Below are 16,049 nucleotides of genomic sequence, written 5' to 3'. Positions count from 1 at the left end.
GATGGAAGAGAAGATCGTCCTCGACCGCGACGACATGCGGCGGACGCTCGTGCGGATCGCGCACGAGATCGTGGAGAAGAACGCCGATCCAGACGAGCTGGCGCTGGTCGGCATCCACCGGCGCGGCGCCTTTCTGGCCGCCCGCCTGAAGCGCCTGGTCGACGACCTGCTGGAGGCCGACGTCCCGCTGGGCGACGTCGACATCTCCTTCTACCGCGACGACGTCGGCACCCGCACGGTCGAGCCCGAGGTGCACGCGTCGCACCTGGACTTCGACCTGGACGGGCGCACGGTGGTGATCGTCGACGACGTCCTCTACACCGGGCGCACCGTGCGCGCGGCCATCGAGGCGCTGTTCGACTACGGCCGCCCGGCGCGCGTCCAGCTCGCCGTGGTGGCCGACCGCGGCCACCGCGAGCTCCCGATCCGCCCCGACTACGTGGGCAAGAACCTGCCCACCGCGCGCAACGAGCGCGTCAACGTCCGCGTCCAGGAGCTCGACGACGTCGACGAAGTGACCATCACGCAGTTCGAGGAGGCCGTCGTCTGATGCCGCGCCACCTGCTATCGATCGAGGACCTCGATCGCGACGACATCGAGCGCATCTGCGCCCGCGCGGCGTCCTTCGCCGAAGCCTCCGGACGCGAGATCAAGAAGCTGCCCACGCTCCGCGGCCGGCGCGTGCTGAACCTCTTCTACGAGAACTCCACGCGCACCCGCTCGAGCTTCGAGATCGCCGCCAAGACGCTCAGCGCCGACGTCACGAACTTCACCGCCAGCGGCTCCAGCGTCGAGAAGGGCGAGTCGCTGAAGGACACCGTCCAGACGCTCAGCGCCTACGACCCGGCGGCGATCGTCATCCGCCACCCGCACGCGGGCGCGGCGAACATGGTCGCCCGCTGGACGCCGGCCGCGGTCATCAACGCCGGCGACGGCAAGCACGAGCACCCGACCCAGGCGCTGCTGGACGTGTTCACCATCCAGCGCCGCCTGGGGACGCTCGAGGGCAAGCGCATCTGGATCGTCGGCGACATCCTGCACTCGCGGGTGGCCCGCTCCGACATCCTGGCCTTCACGAAGATGGGCGCGCAGGTGACCGTGTGCGGCCCGCCGACGCTGATCCCGCGCGACATCGAGGCGCTGGGCTGCGACGTGCGCTTCACGCTGGACGAGCTGCGCGAGGCCGACGTCGTCTACGCCCTGCGCATGCAGAACGAGCGCATGAAGGACGCCTACATCCCGTCGCTGCGCGAGTACATCGCCACCTACCAGATCGACAACCGCCGGCTCGGACCGCGCCAGGTGCTGATGCACCCCGGCCCGGTCAACCGCGGCGTCGAGCTGTCCGGCGACGTCGTCGACTCACCCCAGGCGGTCATCACCGCCCAGGTCGAGGCCGGCGTCGTCGTGCGCATGGCCGTGCTCTACGAGCTGCTGGCCGGCGCGCGTTCCGCCACGTCCACCCCCAACGACCCGGTGCTCGCATGACCTCTGTCCCGCAGCTCGTCCGCGCGCCCGCCCCCGACGCCCTGCTGGTCGTCCGCGGCGCCCACGTGCTCGATCCCAACACCGGCCTGGACGGCATCCACGACGTCGTCGTCCGCGACGGCGAGATCGCCGAGATCGCCGAGACCGGGTACGCCGTCGTGCCCGAGGGCGCCGAGATCGTCGACGGCCGCGGCCGCCACCTGTTCCCGGCCTTCTTCGACCCACACGTGCATCTGCGCACGCCCGGGCACGAGCACAAGGAGCACATCGAGACCGGCACCCGCGCGGCGGCGGCCGGCGGCTTCTGCGGCGTGATCGCCATGCCCAACACCGATCCGGTGCTCGACTCCGCGCCGCTGCTCAGCGCGCTGCGCGACGCCGCCCAGCAGGACGCCCGCGTGCCCGTCGGCTTCATGCCCGCGATCACGCTGGGCCTCAAGGGCGAGACGCTGACCGAGATGGCCGACCTGCGCAACGAGGGCGCGATCGGCTTCACCGACGACGGCAAGCCCGTCACCTCGGCGGGGATGCTGCGCAAGGCCATGCGCTACCAGAAGCTGTGCGGCGGCGTGATCGCCCTGCACGAGGAGGACCCGACGCTGAGCGCCGGCGGCGTGATGCACGAGGGCGAGATCTCCGCGCGCCTGGGCCTGGCCGGCTACCCGTCGGTGGGCGAGTCGACGATGGTCGCCCGCGACGCGGCGCTGGCCCTGGACGAGGGCGCCCGCACGCACTTCCAGCACCTCAGCGCCTGGCAGTCGGTCGACGCCCTGCGCGCGGCCAAGGCGGCCGGCGCGCCGGTCAGCGGCGAGGCCTCGCCGCACCACCTGCTGCTCACGCACGAGGAGGTGCTGTCGCTGGACACGCGCATGAAGATGAACCCGCCGCTGCGCACCGAGCGCGACCGGGAGGCGATCATCGCCGGCCTGCGCGACGGCACGATCGAGTGCATCGCCACCGATCACGCGCCGCACGCCGCCTACGAGAAGGACGTGCCCTTCGAGGAGGCGCCGATGGGCACGACCGGCCTGGAGACCTCGTTCGCCGCGGTCTACACCGGCCTGGTGCAGCCCGGTGTGCTGTCGCTGGACCTGGTCATCGAGCGCCTGACCGCCGGAGCGCGGCTGATGGGCCTGCCCGCGCCGGAGATCGCGGTCGGCTCGCCGGCCAACGTCTGCCTGGTCGACCTGAACGTCAAGTGGCAGGTGGGCGAGTCCGGCTACGAGTCGCGCTCGGAGAACTGCTGCTTCGCCGGACGCGAGCTGCACGGGCGCGTCCTGCTGACCGTCGCCGCCGGCGCGGTGGCCTTCCGGGAGCGCTCGTTCGCGCTGAGCGCGGGCACCGCCCACGCTACGGCAGGACCCGCCTCGCCGCGTCTTCGGGTGGTCGAATGAGCTACCTCCTGCTCGAAGACGGGACCAGGTTCGACGGCGATCCGGCCGGCGCCGACGGCTGGGTGACCGGCGAGGTCGTCTTCACCACCGGCATGTCGGGCTACCAGGAGTCGGTCACCGACCCCTCGTTCCGCCGACAGATCATCGTCTTCACCTACCCGCACATCGGCAACTACGGGGTCAGCCGGCGGGCCATGGAGTCCGACGCGATCCACGCGCGCGGCGTGGTCATGCGCGCGGCGGTCAACCACGCCGACGCGCCGGGCGCCGAGGGCGGCTGGCTGGACTGGCTGGAGCGCGAGCGGATCCCGGCGCTGACCGGCGTCGACACCCGCGCGCTGGTCCGCTACCTGCGCCAGCGCGGCTCGATGCGCGGCGGGATCTTCCCGTCCAACCTGGACGAGGACATCGCCATGGAGCACGTCCAGGCCGAGGAGCCGATGAGCGGCCTGGACCTGGCCCGCGAGGTCACGCCGGCCGAGGCGGTCCTGCTGGGCGAGGACAACGACGGCCCGCGGATCGTGGCCATCGACACCGGCATCAAGGGCTCGATCGTGCGCAACCTGCTGGCCCGCGGCGCGCGGGTGGAGCTGCACCCGTGCACGGCGACCGCGGCCGACCTGGCCGCCCGCGACGGCGACGCCTACTTCCTGGCCAACGGCCCGGGCGACCCGGCGGCGCTGGGCTACGTGGTCGACACGCTGCGCGAGCTGGTCGGCACCAAGCCGACGTTCGGCATCTGCCTGGGCCACCAGCTGCTCTGTCGAGCGGTCGGGCTGGAGACGTTCAAGCTCCCGTTCGGCCACCGCGGCGCCAACCATCCGGTCAAGGACCTGGAGACCGGCACCGTGGAGATCACCTCGCAGAACCACGGCTTCGCGGTGCTCGGGCCCAACGGCGAGCAGCACCTCGACACCGATGCGCCGGTGCGCTGGGAGACGGACTTCGGCGCCGCCCAGCTGTCGCACATCAACCTCTATGACCGCACCGTCGAGGGGCTCACGCTGCTCGACGTCGACGGCGGCACCGTGCAGTACCACCCCGAGGCAGGACCGGGTCCGCACGACTCGCTGTACCTCTTCGATCGATTCCTGGAGCAGATCCGTGCCGCGGCGTGACGACATTCAGAAGATCCTGGTCCTCGGCTCGGGCCCGATCGTCATCGGGCAGGCGGCCGAGTTCGACTACTCCGGCGTGCAGGCCTGCAAGGTGCTGCTGGAGGAGGGCTACGAGGTCGTCCTGTGCAACTCCAACCCGGCCACGATCATGACCGACCCGGAGTTCGCGACGGCCACCTACGTCGAGCCGCTCCTGCCCGGTCCGGTGGCCCAGATCATCGCCAAGGAGCGCCCGGACGCGCTGCTGCCCACGCTCGGCGGCCAGACCGCGCTGAACCTGGCCCGCACGCTGCACGAGGACGGCACGCTGGAGCGCTACGGCGTCGAGCTGATCGGGGCCAACTACGACGCGATCGGGCGCGCGGAGGACCGCGAGCTGTTCGCCCAGACGATGGCCGAGGCGGGACTGCGCATGCCGGCCAGCGCGATCGCCCACCAGGTCGAGGAGGCCACGCGCTTCGCCGACGACACCGGCTATCCGGTGATCGTGCGCCCGGCCTTCACGCTGGGCGGCCAGGGCGGCGGCGTGGCCCACGACCGCGCCGAGCTGGAGACGATCGCCGCGCGCGGCATCTCCGCCTCGCCGATCGGCCAGATCCTCATCGACCAGTCGGTGATCGGCTGGGGCGAGTTCGAGCTGGAGGTGATGCGCGATCACAACGACAACTGCGTGATCATCGCGTCGATCGAGAACATCGATCCGATGGGCGTGCACACGGGCGACTCGGTCACCGTGGCGCCGCAGCAGACGCTCACCGACCACCTCTACCAGCAGCTGCGCGACCAGGCCTTCACGGTCATCCGCGCGGTCGGCGTGGAGACCGGCGGCTCCAACGTGCAGTTCGCGGTCAACCCCGCGACCGAGGAGATCCTGGTCATCGAGATGAACCCGCGCGTGTCGCGGTCCTCGGCGCTGGCCTCCAAGGCGACGGGCTTCCCGATCGCCAAGATCGCCGCCCGCCTGGCCGTCGGCTACGCGCTGGAGGAGATCGACAACGACATCACGCGGCTGACCCCGGCGGCCTTCGAGCCGACGATCGACTACGTCGTCGTCAAGTGGCCGCGGTTCGCCTTCGAGAAGTTCGCCGGCGTCGACGACGAGCTGACCACCCACATGAAGTCCGTGGGCGAGGCGATGTCGATCGGGCGCACCTTCGGGCAGTCGTTCCTGAAGGCGATGCGCTCGCGCGAGCTGGACACGCTGCCCGACGTCAGCGGGCCGCTGGACGAGCTGCTGGAGCGGCTGGAGAAGCCGCGGGCCGACCGCTACGACGTGCTGCTGGAGGCGCTGCGCCGCGGCGCCTCGATCGAGGAGCTGCACGCGCGCACCGGCATCGACAAGTGGTTCCTGCGCGAGCTGGAGCAGCCGGCCCGCGATCCCGACGCGGTCTTCGCGGGGGAGCGCACCTACAAGGCGGTCGACACCTGCGCGGCCGAGTTCGCCGCCGAGACGCCGTACTTCTACTCGGGCTGGGAGCGGCGCGCCGACGACGAGGTCGTCCGCGGCGACCGGCCGTCGGTGATGATCCTCGGCTCGGGCCCCAACCGCATCGGCCAGGGCATCGAGTTCGACTACTGCTGCGTGCACGCGGCCATGACCGTGCGCGAGGCCGATCGCGACGCGGTGATGGTCAACTGCAACCCGGAGACGGTCTCCACCGACTACGACACCTCCGACCGCCTGTACTTCGAGCCGCTGACGCTCGAGGACGTGCTCGGCGTGGTGGCCATCGAGCAGCCCGAGGGCGTGATCGTGCAGTTCGGCGGGCAGACGCCGCTGCGGCTGGCCGCCGGGCTGCAGGAGGCCGGCGTGCCGCTGCTCGGCACCAGCGTCGAGGCCATCGACCGGGCCGAGGACCGCGGGCGCTTCGGCGAGCTGCTGGCCAAGCTGGGCTTCCAGGCGCCGCCCTACGCGACGGCCCACTCGGCCGACGAGGCGCTGACCGAGGCGCCCGGCGTCGGCTTCCCGCTGCTCGTGCGCCCGTCCTACGTGCTGGGCGGGCGGGCCATGGAGATCGTCTACTCGCTCGACGGGCTGTCGGGCTACTTCGAGCGGACCAAGCCGCAGGGCGAGATCTTCCTGGACCGCTTCCTGGAGAACGCGATCGAGGTCGACGTCGACGCGCTGTGCGACGGCGAGACCGTGTGGGTCGGCGGGATCATGCAGCACGTCGAGGAGGCCGGGATCCACTCCGGCGACTCGGCCTGCTCGCTGCCGCCGCACTCGCTGGGCGACGACGAGCTCGACGAGATCCGCCGCCAGACCGAGGGCATCGCGCTCGAGCTCGGCGTCGTCGGCCTGATCAACATCCAGTTCGCCGTGATGGCCGGCCAGGTCTACGTGATCGAGGCCAACCCGCGCGCGTCGCGGACGGTGCCGTTCGTCTCCAAGGCGATCGGCATCCCGCTGGCCAAGATGGCCTGCCGGATCATGCTCGGGGAGCGGATCGAGGACCTCGAGCTGCCCGACGATCCGATGCGCGGCGACCACGTGTCGGTCAAGGAGGCGGTCCTGCCCTTCAACCGGTTCAGCGGCGCCGACGCGCTGCTGGGGCCGGAGATGCGCTCGACCGGCGAGGTGATGGGCATCGCCGGCGACTTCCCGGCCGCCTTCGCCAAGGCCCAGGCCGCGGCCGGCGCCGCGCTCCCGCAGCGGGGCACCGTGTTCCTGTCGGTGACCGACACCGACAAGCAGACCGCCGCGGCGATCGGCGTGATCCTGTCCGATCTCGGGTTCCACGTGCTGGCCACGCGCGGCACCGCGCAGGCGCTGCGCCCCTACGGCGTGCGCGCCGAGGCGGTCAACAAGATCGGCGAGGGCTCCCCGCACGTCGTCGACCGAATCGTGGCCGGCGAGGTCGACCTGGTCATCAACACCCCGACCGGATCGGGCGCCCGCTCGGACGGCTGGGAGATCCGCCGGGCCGCCGTGGCCCGCGGGATCCCGTGCATCACGACGCTGGCCGGCGGCCTCGCCGCGGCCCGCGCGATCGGCGCGGCCCGCAATGGCGAGGCCGAGGTCCGCTCACTCCAGGAGATCCACGGACGGTCGGCGGGGCGGTTAGTCGTCTGAGCCGTGACCGCCGCTGCCGTGGTCGTCACCGGCGTCGTGGTTGGCGCCGTCGGTGCGCTCGACCTTGGTGACGCTGAGCGCGTTGGTCAGCTTGACCTCGTAGGTGCGCCCGGAGCGCACGACGTGGACCTCCCAGCCGCGGCCGTTGGACCGGTGCTCCACGCTGGTGGCGCGGCCTCCGCCGACCGCCTTGACGGCGGCGGCCTTGGCCTGCGCATTGGTGGCCGCGGAGGCGGGCACCGCGGCAACACCGCCGATGCAGAGTGTGGTCAGGCCGAGCGCGATCGCGCGACGCATGAGTGGTGATTCCTCCCGATGGTGGGGTTGCACTGTCATCCGGTAGGACGCCGGAGCGCGCCGATCCTTCCCGGGAAGGATCGCCCGCGGCAGGCGTCCGTCGGGGTGGACCTGTTTCCCCCGACCTCCCGGAGGTATCCCATGCGACGTCTGCTGTACGCGATCGCGATGCTGGTCTGCGCGGCGGCGCTCCTGCTGCCCGCGGCGGCCAACGCGACCGGCACCGTCAACGTCTCGATCGCCGACTTCAAGATCAAGCCGGCCAAGACGAGCACCACCGCGGGCAAGACCACGTTCGTCGTGCGCAACAGCGACGCGATGGAGCACGAGCTCGTCGTCATCAAGACGTCCCGCAAGGCGTCCGATCTGCCCATGGACGGCGCGCAGGCCAGCGAGAAGGGCGCGGTCGGCGAGGTCGAGGACCTCGGCCAGGGCGACACGAAGAAGCTCACGCTGAACCTGAAGAAGGGGCACTACGCCCTGATCTGCAACCTGCCCGGCCACTACAAGGGCGGGATGTACGCGGACTTCACCGTCCGCTGATCGGCGCACCCGATCCCACGGCGTCCTGGACGCGCGCGTAGCCCTGCGCGCGGGCCAGGGCGGCGAGGTCGCGCCCGAGCGCGGCCGCGAACAGCGGCCCCTCGTAGACGAAGGCCGTGTAGACCTCGACGAGCGTCGCCCCGGCCCGCACGCGCTCCCAGGCATCCTCGGCGGTCTCGATGCCGCCCGCGGCCACGAGCAGCAGCCGTCCCTGCGTACGGGCGTGCAGCCGCTCGAGCACCGCCAATGCGCGGGCCTTCAGCGGCGCGCCCGAGATCCCGCCGCCCGCGAACGCCGCCTCGGCGGCCGCCGGATCGCCCAGCACCGCGCGGTCGATCGTCGTGTTGGTGGCGATCATGCCCGCCAGCTCGAGCTCGACGGCCAGGTCGGCCAGCGCGTCGAGCTCGTCGTCGGTCAGGTCGGGGGCGACCTTCAGCAGCACCGGGCGGCCGGCGGCCTCGGACAGGACCGCCTCGAGGATCGGGCGCAGCGCCGCCGGATCCTGCAGCGACCGCAGCCCGACCGTGTTGGGCGAGCTGACGTTGACGACGAGGAAGTCGCTGACCGGTGCCACCGCGCGGGTCGACGCGCGGTAGTCGGCGGGCGCGTCCTCCAGCAGCGCGACCTTCGACTTGCCGACGTTGGCACCGACGAACCCGGCGCTGCGGTCGCGCCGGCCCAACCGCAGGGCGGCCGCGTCCGCCCCGGCGTTGTTGAAGCCGAACCGGTTGAGCAGCGCGCGGTCGTGGGGGAGGCGGGCCAGGCGGGGCGGGTCGTTGCCCGGCTGCGGGTGCGCCGTCACGGTGCCGACCTCGACGAAGCCGAAGCCGACCGCGAGCGCGCCGGCGAACAGCCGCGCGTCCTTGTCGAAGCCCGCGGCGAGCCCGATCGGCGACGGCAGCTCGGCGCCCAGCGCCCGCGTGCGCAGAGCCGGATCGTCCGGACGCAGACGGGCGCCCAGGAGCGCGGATACGGGTCCCCGAACCGCCAGCAGTCGCATCGCGAGCGCGCCCAGATGATGGGCCCGTTCTGCCGGCAGGCGAAACAGCAACGGGCGCAGAATGCGGCGGTAGACCATGCGCCGGAAAGTGTCCCATTTTGCTGCCCAAAACGCCTGCAAATCGGCGAATCGAGGGTCAACCAACCTCCACAGGCATCGACCTAAGGTTGAGGTCTAGTCGGATTTGGCCACCTTGGCTTGATCGGGCGCGCGCCGTATGTAGACTCGCCGCCCATGCCGCCGTCCCCCTCGAACACCGCCTCAAAGACCTCGGCGGCCCCGGAGCGTTCCCTCGTCCAGCGGATGGAGGCCCTGCAGCGGGCCAACGAGATCCGCACCCGGCGGGCGCAGCTCAAGCGCGACCTGCGCGCCGGCCGCACGTCGATTCACTCACTGCTGACCGAGCCGCCCGACTGGGTCGAGACGGCGAAGGTCTTCGACATGCTCCTCGCCGTCCCGAAGTACGGGCGCGTGAAGGTCAACAAGATCCTCCAGCAGTGCCGCATCTCGCCGTCGAAGACCATCGGCGGCCTCTCGGAGCGCCAGCGCGCCGAGCTCGTCGGCATGCTCCGCCGCTAGCTGGGGCGCAGCCCCCTGAGCGCCGTCTTCGTCATCACCGGCCCGTCGGGCGTGGGCAAGGGCACGCTGATCCGCGCGCTGCTGGAACGGGTGCCCGCGCTGGAGCTGTCGATCAGCGCCACGACGCGCCGGCCGCGGCCCGGTGAGACGCAGGGCGTCGACTACCACTTCCTGTCCGACGAGGACTTCGTCGCGCGCGTGGAGGCCGGCGACTTCGTCGAGTGGGCCGAGTACTCGGGCCGGCGCTACGGGACGCTGCGCGAGGAGCTCGAGCAGCGCACGCGGGCCGGTCATCCGGTCGTGCTGGAGATCGAGCTGCAGGGCGCGCGGCAGGTCCGCCAGACCGTTCCCGAGGCGGTGCAGATCTTCATCGCGCCGCCCTCGCCGGAGACGCTGCGGCTGCGCCTGGTCGGCCGCGGGACCGACAACGCCGAGGACATCGAGCGCCGCCTGGCCGTCGCCGAGCACGAGCTCGACGCGCGCGACGAGTTCAAGCACGTCGTGGTCAACGACCGCCTGGAGGAGGCGCTGGCGCAGCTGGAGGCCATCGTTCGCCAGGAACTGGCGGCGTGATGGGTACCCTGAGGGAATGATCAACCCTCGCATCGACCGTCTGCTCGAGAACGTCGACTCGAACTACGCCTCGGTGATCGTCGCCGCCAAGCGCGCGCGCCAGATCAACTCGTACTACCACAACCTTGGCGAGGGAACCTTCGACGAGTTCCCGCCGCCGATGGTCGATACGGCCAGCAAGAACTACCTGACGATCGCTCTCGAAGAGGTCGCCGGGGGCAAGATCAAGTACTCGTACCGCTAGCCGGTTCGTTCGCCGGACCGACGCGGGAGGGCGCGCGGTGGCCAGGATCCTGTTGGGGGTCAGCGCAGGGATTGCGGGATACAAGGCGCTCGAGCTCGTGCGCCTGGCCACGGCGGACGGCCACGCCGTCCGCGTCGTGCAGACGCCCGACAGCCAGCGCTTCGTCGGAGCCGCCTCGTTCGCGGCGCTGACCGGCGCCCCGGTCCTGACCGACGAGTTCGAGCGCGACCCCGCGCGCGGCGCGTTCCCCGATCAGGAGCCGCCGCAGCACGACCCGCTCTCGCATCTGGAGCTCGTGCGCAACGCCGACGCGTTCGTGATCGCGCCGGCCACGGCCAACACGATCGCCAAGCTGGCCCACGGGCTGGCCGACAACCTCCTGACCAGCGCCGCGCTGGCCGCCCGCTGTCCGCTCGTCGTGGCGCCCGCCATGAACGACGCGATGTGGGCCAACGCGGCGACCGTCGCCAACGTGGCCACGCTGCGCGAGCGCGGGATCACCGTCCTGGAGCCCGGCGTCGGCCGCCTGGCCTCCAAGGGCGAGGCGGGCGCCGGGCGCCTGCCCGAGCCGCCCGACATCCTGGCCGCCGTCGAGGCGGTGCTGCCCGCCGCCGCCGGCGGCCCGATGGAAGGCCTGCGGGTGCTCGTCTCCGCCGGCGGGACGCGCGAGCCGATCGACGCCGTCCGCTACGTCGGGAACCGCTCGTCGGGGCGGATGGGCTTCGCGCTGGCCGAGGCGGCCGCCGCCCGTGGCGCGCGGGTGACCGTCGTCGCCGCCAACGTCGCGCTGCCACGCTCGCCGCGCCTGCAGGTCGTCGACGTCGAGACCGCCGCCCAGCTGCAAGCCGCCTGCGAGGCGCACTTCGCCGACTGCGACGTGCTGCTGATGGCCGCCGCCGTGGCCGACTTCCGGCCCGTCGCCGCGGCCGACCACAAGCTCAAGAAGGACCAGGTCGGCGACGCGCTGTCGGTGGCCATGGAGCGCACGCCCGACGTGCTCAGCGGGCTGGCCGCGCGCCGCCGCGAGGGGCAGACGCTGATCGGCTTTGCCGCCGAGACGGGGGCGGGCGCCGTCGAGTACGGGCGCGCCAAGCTGAGTCGCAAGGGACTGGACGCGGTGGTCGTCAACGACGTCGCCGCCCCCGGTGCCGGGTTCGACGTCACCACCAACGAGGTGACGATCGTGACCCATGCGGGCGACCGGCACGTATCAATGACCACGAAGGCCGAGATCGCGGCTGGCATCCTGGACACGGTGATGGCCTTGCGCGGGACACCGGCGAAGGATTCGACGCCCACGGCGTCAGCCCAGTGAACGCATGAGCACCGCCGAACGACATCCACCCGGGGAGGCCGCCGACGCCGCGGAGGCGTTGCGGCGCGTGGCCGCCAACGTGCGCAAGGCCGTCGAGGTCAAGCCCGAGGTGCTGACCGGCGTGCTGGTGGCGCTGGCCGCCCAGGGTCACGTGCTGGTCGAGGACCTGCCGGGCGTGGGCAAGACGACGCTGGCCCGCGCGCTGGCCCGCTCGCTGGACCTGAGCTTCTCGCGCGTGCAGGGCACCGCCGACCTGCTGCCCGCCGACCTCGTCGGCACCAGCGTCTTCGACCAGTCCGAGAGCGAGTTCTTCTTCCGCCCGGGCGCGATCTTCGCCAACGTGGTGATCGTCGACGAGATCAACCGCGCGTCGCCCAAGACGCAGTCCGGCCTGCTGGAGTGCATGCAGGAGGGGCGCGTGTCGGTGGACCGCACGACGCACGAGCTGGCGCGCCCGTTCATCGTCTTCGCCACCCAGAACCCCGTCGAGTTCGAGGGCACCTATCCGCTGCCCGAGGCGCAGGTCGACCGCTTCATGGTCCGCGTCTCGCTCGGCTACCCGTCGCGGGCCTCGGAGATGACGATGCTCGCCGACCACGAGCACGGCGACCGCGTCGCCGGGCTGCAGCCGGTGGCCACGGCGGCCGAGGTGCTCGCCGCCCAGGCCGCGGTCGAGGACATCCACGCGTCCGAGGCGCTGCGCGGGTACATCGTCGACCTGCTGGCCCGCACCCGCAGCGACCGGCGCGTCGAGCTGGGCGCCTCGCCCCGCGCCGGCCTGATGCTGCTGCGCGCGGCCAAGGCGCACGCGCTGCTCGCCGGTCGCGAGCACGCGCTGCCCGACGACGTCAAGGCGCTGGCCCAGGTCGTGCTCGCCCACCGCATCCTGCTGGGCCCCGAGGCGGTCGGCGAGACCACCGAGGCCGTCATCTCCGACGCGCTGGCCCAGACGCCGGCGCTCTAGCGGCACGGTGCGCGCGCGGCTGCCTCCGATCCACGCGGGCGGAGCGTTGCGCCTGGGCGGGCTCGGCTTCGGCCTGATCCTGATCGCGCTGATCTTCGACTGCGAGCCGCTCTACGTCCCCGGCGCGGCGCTGCTCGGGGTGGCGCTGTTCGCCGTGGTGTGGGTGGCGCTGGGCGCCAGCGGCGCGCAGGTGCAGCGCAGCGTCGGGGCCAAGCGCGTCTCGGAGGGGGAGACCGTGCACGGGCGTGTCAGCGCGCGCGGCGGCGTGTTCGGCCTGCTGGGCGCGCGCCTGGACGACCAGCTGGTCGGCGACGGGCCCTCGCTGCCCTGGCGCCGCCAGGTGGCGCTGCGCGTCGACGCCCGCTTCGCCCGGCGCGGCCGTCGCGACCTGCCGCCGCCCGCGCTGCTGTTCGCCGACCCGCTCGGTCTCGCGCGGGCGCGCGTGAGCGCTGACGGCCCGGTCACCTCGCTGCTCGTGCTGCCCCGCGTCGAGTCGGTCCTCGCGGTGGGGCGCGACGGGGAGGGCGACGGCACCGGCGCCGGCGGGCGGCGCAGCGGCTACGGCGCCGCGGAGATCGAGATCGACGGCCTGCGCCCCGCCCAGGAGGGCGCTTCGGCCTCACGCATCCACTGGCCGGCGCTGGCCCGGGGCGCCGGGCTGATGGAGCGCCGGCTGCGCCCGGAGGCCGACGCGCGGCCGATGGTCGCGCTCGATGCGCGCCTGCCCGACAGCGAGGCGGCGCTGGACGCGGCGGTGCGCGCGACCGCGTCGCTGGCCGTGCACCTGGCCCGCCGCGGGGGCGTCGCGCTGCTGCTGCCCGGCGACCGGCGCCCGATCCTCCTGGAGTCCGACCTGCACGGCTGGGCCGCCCACCACGTCCGCCTGGCGTTGCTGGAGGCGGGCGCGGGGCCGATGCCGGCGGCGCTGTCGGGCCGCCGCGGTCCGCTGCTGCTGGTCGTCGCCAACGTGCCCGCGCGGCTGCCGCGCCTGCTCGTCGCCTCGCCGTCCGCGCGGCGCATCCTGATCGTCCCCGGCGCGATGGCCGGTCGCCGCGCCAACTTCCGCGTGGCCGAGTGCGAGGGCTACGTGCTCGGCGGCGCCGCCTCCCTGCGAGAGGCCGCGTAGTGGCCGTCGCCACACCCCCCGAGCTGACGGCGGTCGGCGACCTGCCGCGCGCTCCCGACGCGCCGCCGCGGGACCTGGGCACGAGCGCGCGCGAGGACACGACGGCCCGGGCGATCCTGCGGCTGGTCAGCCTGGGCGTGCTGCTGGTGCTCGGCCTGGTGCGCTGGTACGGCCTGCTCGACGGCGTCTCGGATCTGCGCCCGATCCTGTTCGCGGTGGGCGCGACCGGCGTGGCCGCGCTGCTGTGGTTCCTGCCGCGCCGGCGCTTCCTCGTGCCCGCGTGCGCGATCGCCGCGCTGGTGGTCGGGCTCGGCGTGTCGCTGCTGGTGGCCGGCGTCCCGCTGTGGATGCTGGACCCGCGCGACTGGGGCTCGTTGGCGCCCGGTCTGTCGACCGGCATCAACGCGCTGCCCGGCGTGACCGTGCCCTACCAGGGCACCGGCGACTGGCTGCGCGTGGTGATCGCCCTGGGCGGGCTGCTGCTGACCGTCGTGACCGCGGTGATCGCCGGCCTGCGCCGTCCCGGCTGGTCGCTGATCCCGCTGCTGGTGCTGATCGCCGTGCCCGCGATCCAGATGAGCCCCGACCACCCGTGGCTGATCGGCGGGGCGCTGACCATCCCGCTGGCGCTCTACCTGCTCGCCGGGCGGCTGACCGGGCGCCTGGGCGTCGGCGGGGTGGGCGCGATCGTCGGCGTGCTGCTGGTCGCGCTGGGCTTCGGCATGCTCGCCGGGCCGGTGCTGGACCGCGACGACCCGGCGATCGACGTGCAGAAGATCGCCGACGCGCTGCAGCCCGAGGAGCCCGACCAGTTCGACTGGAGCCACGGCTACGGCCCGCTGGACTGGCCGCGCGACGGCCGGGTGCTGGCCCGCATCGAGACCAGCGACGACCAGGCGGCCTACTGGAAGGCCGAGGACCTCGAGCTGTTCGACGGCACCGGCTGGCGCAACGGCCGGGCCTTCGGTCCCCAACCGCCGGTGGCCATCGGCCTCGACGCGCACCCGGACTGGAAGACGAACGTGCGCGTGAACATCGGCGACCTGACCACGCGCGACTTCATCGCGCCCGGCGAGACCCTGTCGATCTCGCGCTCGCCGCGCCAGCCCGTGGGCACGCGCCCCGGCGGCTTCTCGGTGGCCAGCGACGAGAGCGACCTCGGTTCGGGCAACGCCTACCGGGCCGAGTCCTACGTGCCGCGCCCCAACGAGAAGCAGCTGCGGGCCGCCGGGGTCGACTACCCGGCCTACATCGGTCAGGACCTGACGATGCTCGCGCCCGGCAGCCCGACCAACGGCCGCGTGTACCTGCGCTTCGGCGCGTTCGGCAGCGACCAGCCGGACCTGGCCATCGGCGCCGACGCCGGCCCGGGGGACGTCGGCGGCACCGGCCCCACCGACGTCGACGCGATCCTCGAGCAGGCCGGCTACGGCCGCGTGCACGAGCTGGCCCGCCGCCTGTCGGCCGACGCCAAGACCCCGTTCGACGTCGTGGCCAACGTCGAGCGCTACCTGGCCAGCGACCGCTTCACCTATCGCGAGGACGTCCCCGACCACCGGCTGCCGATCCCGGCCTTCCTGTTCCAGGACCAGGCCGGCTACTGCCAGCACTTCTCGGGTGCGATGGCGCTGTTGCTGCGCATGGCCGGCGTGCCCGCGCGCATCAGCGCCGGCTTCGCGCCGGGCCAGTTCGACGCGGACAAGGGCCAGTTCGTCGTGCGCGACCTCGACGCGCACTCGTGGGTGGAGGTGTGGTTCAACGGCATCGGCTGGGTCACGTTCGACCCGACGCCCAGCGCCTCGCCGGCCCGCAGCCAGTCGATCGGCACCGCGGGCGCGCTCGCGTCGACCGGCGTTCCCGGCGGCCCGCAGCCGACCGGCGCCGTCGGCGGCGCCGACCTGGGCCCCGGCGGCGAGGCGGCGCCGGCCGGGGGCAGCGGCAGCGGAGGCGGCTTCCCGTGGGGCATCGTGGTGGCGATCGTGGCGGTTGTCGGCGCGATCGCGGCGGCGCCGCGCACCTGGCGCTGGTGGTCGGGACGGCGCGACCGCGAGCGCGGCCAGGACGAGGAGGTGGCCGAGCTGGAGCGTGCGCTGCGCCGCACCGGCCGCCCGGTGGCCAACGACACGACGCTGCTGGAGCTCGAGCAGCGCTTCGCCGGCGATCCTGGTGCGCGGGCCTACATCCGCGCGCTGGCCCGGCGCCGCTACGCCGGGGACGCGCCGGGTCCGACGGCCGAGCAGCGCCGCGCGCTGCGGGCGTCACTGGCCCGCGGGCTGGGGCTCACCGGTCGCCTGCGCGCCCTGTGGGCTCTGCCGCCGCGCGGCCTACACTGACC

15 protein-coding genes are annotated in these 16,049 nt (G+C 73.1%); 13 read left to right on the top strand and 2 right to left on the bottom strand.

Annotated features, from left to right (window positions below; translation table 11 throughout):
* The first annotated feature begins 1 nt into the window (after window position 1).
* Genes pyrR through carB form a run of 5 tightly spaced genes read left to right on the top strand, consistent with a single transcriptional unit; the run spans window position 2 to window position 7,073 of the window.
* Complete coding sequence (gene pyrR / locus ACZ5UI_RS08520; RefSeq protein WP_464196217.1) at window positions 2–550, top strand: bifunctional pyr operon transcriptional regulator/uracil phosphoribosyltransferase PyrR; 549 nt, start codon at window positions 2–4, stop codon at window positions 548–550.
* The gene (locus tag ACZ5UI_RS08515; protein ID WP_464196215.1) at window positions 550–1,488 is read left to right on the top strand and encodes an aspartate carbamoyltransferase catalytic subunit; all 939 of its coding nucleotides are present in this window, start codon (window positions 550–552) and stop codon (window positions 1,486–1,488) included. Before pyrR ends, ACZ5UI_RS08515 begins: the two co-directional genes overlap by 1 nt.
* Entirely contained in the window at window positions 1,485–2,882 is a 1,398-nt protein-coding gene (locus tag ACZ5UI_RS08510; protein ID WP_464196213.1) for a dihydroorotase, read from the top strand. Before ACZ5UI_RS08515 ends, ACZ5UI_RS08510 begins: the two co-directional genes overlap by 4 nt.
* The gene (gene carA, locus ACZ5UI_RS08505; RefSeq protein WP_464196211.1) at window positions 2,879–4,000 is read left to right on the top strand and encodes a glutamine-hydrolyzing carbamoyl-phosphate synthase small subunit; all 1,122 of its coding nucleotides are present in this window, start codon (window positions 2,879–2,881) and stop codon (window positions 3,998–4,000) included. The genes ACZ5UI_RS08510 and carA overlap by 4 nt, the downstream gene beginning before the upstream one ends.
* The gene (gene carB, locus ACZ5UI_RS08500) at window positions 3,987–7,073 is read left to right on the top strand and encodes a carbamoyl-phosphate synthase large subunit (RefSeq protein ID WP_464196209.1); all 3,087 of its coding nucleotides are present in this window, start codon (window positions 3,987–3,989) and stop codon (window positions 7,071–7,073) included. The genes carA and carB overlap by 14 nt, the downstream gene beginning before the upstream one ends.
* On the opposite strand, the gene ACZ5UI_RS08495 is transcribed toward carB, so the two are convergent.
* Entirely contained in the window at window positions 7,062–7,370 is a 309-nt protein-coding gene (locus ACZ5UI_RS08495; RefSeq protein ID WP_464196207.1) for a hypothetical protein, read from the bottom strand. The genes carB and ACZ5UI_RS08495 overlap by 12 nt on opposite strands.
* A gap of 141 nt (window positions 7,371–7,511) precedes the next feature.
* On the opposite strand from ACZ5UI_RS08495, the gene ACZ5UI_RS08490 reads away from it, so the two are divergent.
* The gene (locus ACZ5UI_RS08490; protein ID WP_464196205.1) at window positions 7,512–7,913 is read left to right on the top strand and encodes a cupredoxin domain-containing protein; all 402 of its coding nucleotides are present in this window, start codon (window positions 7,512–7,514) and stop codon (window positions 7,911–7,913) included.
* On the opposite strand, the gene ACZ5UI_RS08485 is transcribed toward ACZ5UI_RS08490, so the two are convergent.
* Complete coding sequence (locus tag ACZ5UI_RS08485; protein WP_464196203.1) at window positions 7,900–8,991, bottom strand: quinone-dependent dihydroorotate dehydrogenase; 1,092 nt, start codon at window positions 8,989–8,991, stop codon at window positions 7,900–7,902. The genes ACZ5UI_RS08490 and ACZ5UI_RS08485 overlap by 14 nt on opposite strands.
* 156 nt (window positions 8,992–9,147) lie before the next feature.
* On the opposite strand from ACZ5UI_RS08485, the gene mihF reads away from it, so the two are divergent.
* Genes mihF through ACZ5UI_RS08450 form a run of 7 tightly spaced genes read left to right on the top strand, consistent with a single transcriptional unit; the run spans window position 9,148 to window position 16,047 of the window.
* A complete protein-coding gene (gene mihF / locus ACZ5UI_RS08480; protein ID WP_464196201.1) occupies window positions 9,148–9,492 on the top strand; it encodes an integration host factor, actinobacterial type in 345 nt (114 codons plus the stop codon).
* Window positions 9,493–9,543: 51 nt separating this feature from the next.
* Window positions 9,544–10,065 (top strand): guanylate kinase, encoded by a 522-nt coding sequence (gene gmk / locus ACZ5UI_RS08475; protein WP_464196199.1) that lies wholly within the window; start codon window positions 9,544–9,546, stop codon window positions 10,063–10,065.
* 16 nt (window positions 10,066–10,081) lie between these two features.
* On the top strand, window positions 10,082–10,309 hold the full coding sequence (rpoZ, locus tag ACZ5UI_RS08470) for a DNA-directed RNA polymerase subunit omega (protein ID WP_464196197.1): 228 nt from the start codon (window positions 10,082–10,084) through the stop codon (window positions 10,307–10,309).
* A gap of 37 nt (window positions 10,310–10,346) precedes the next feature.
* Window positions 10,347–11,624 carry a bifunctional phosphopantothenoylcysteine decarboxylase/phosphopantothenate--cysteine ligase CoaBC gene (coaBC, locus tag ACZ5UI_RS08465; RefSeq protein WP_464196195.1) on the top strand — a complete coding sequence of 426 codons (1,278 nt, stop codon included), beginning with the start codon at window positions 10,347–10,349 and terminating at the stop codon, window positions 11,622–11,624.
* A 4-nt stretch (window positions 11,625–11,628) separates the two neighbouring features.
* Complete coding sequence (locus ACZ5UI_RS08460) at window positions 11,629–12,588, top strand: AAA family ATPase (protein ID WP_464196193.1); 960 nt, start codon at window positions 11,629–11,631, stop codon at window positions 12,586–12,588.
* A 7-nt stretch (window positions 12,589–12,595) separates the two neighbouring features.
* Entirely contained in the window at window positions 12,596–13,714 is a 1,119-nt protein-coding gene (locus tag ACZ5UI_RS08455) for a DUF58 domain-containing protein (RefSeq protein WP_464196191.1), read from the top strand.
* Window positions 13,714–16,047, top strand: a complete 2,334-nt coding sequence (locus ACZ5UI_RS08450; protein ID WP_464196189.1) for a transglutaminase TgpA family protein — start codon at window positions 13,714–13,716, stop codon at window positions 16,045–16,047. The genes ACZ5UI_RS08455 and ACZ5UI_RS08450 overlap by 1 nt, the downstream gene beginning before the upstream one ends.
* Window positions 16,048–16,049: the final 2 nt, after the last annotated feature.

The sequence above is a fragment of the Conexibacter sp. JCM 18997 genome (assembly GCF_055391915.1).
Note: the sequence above shows the minus strand (reverse complement) of the source record. Positions and strands in the feature narration are given on the sequence as shown.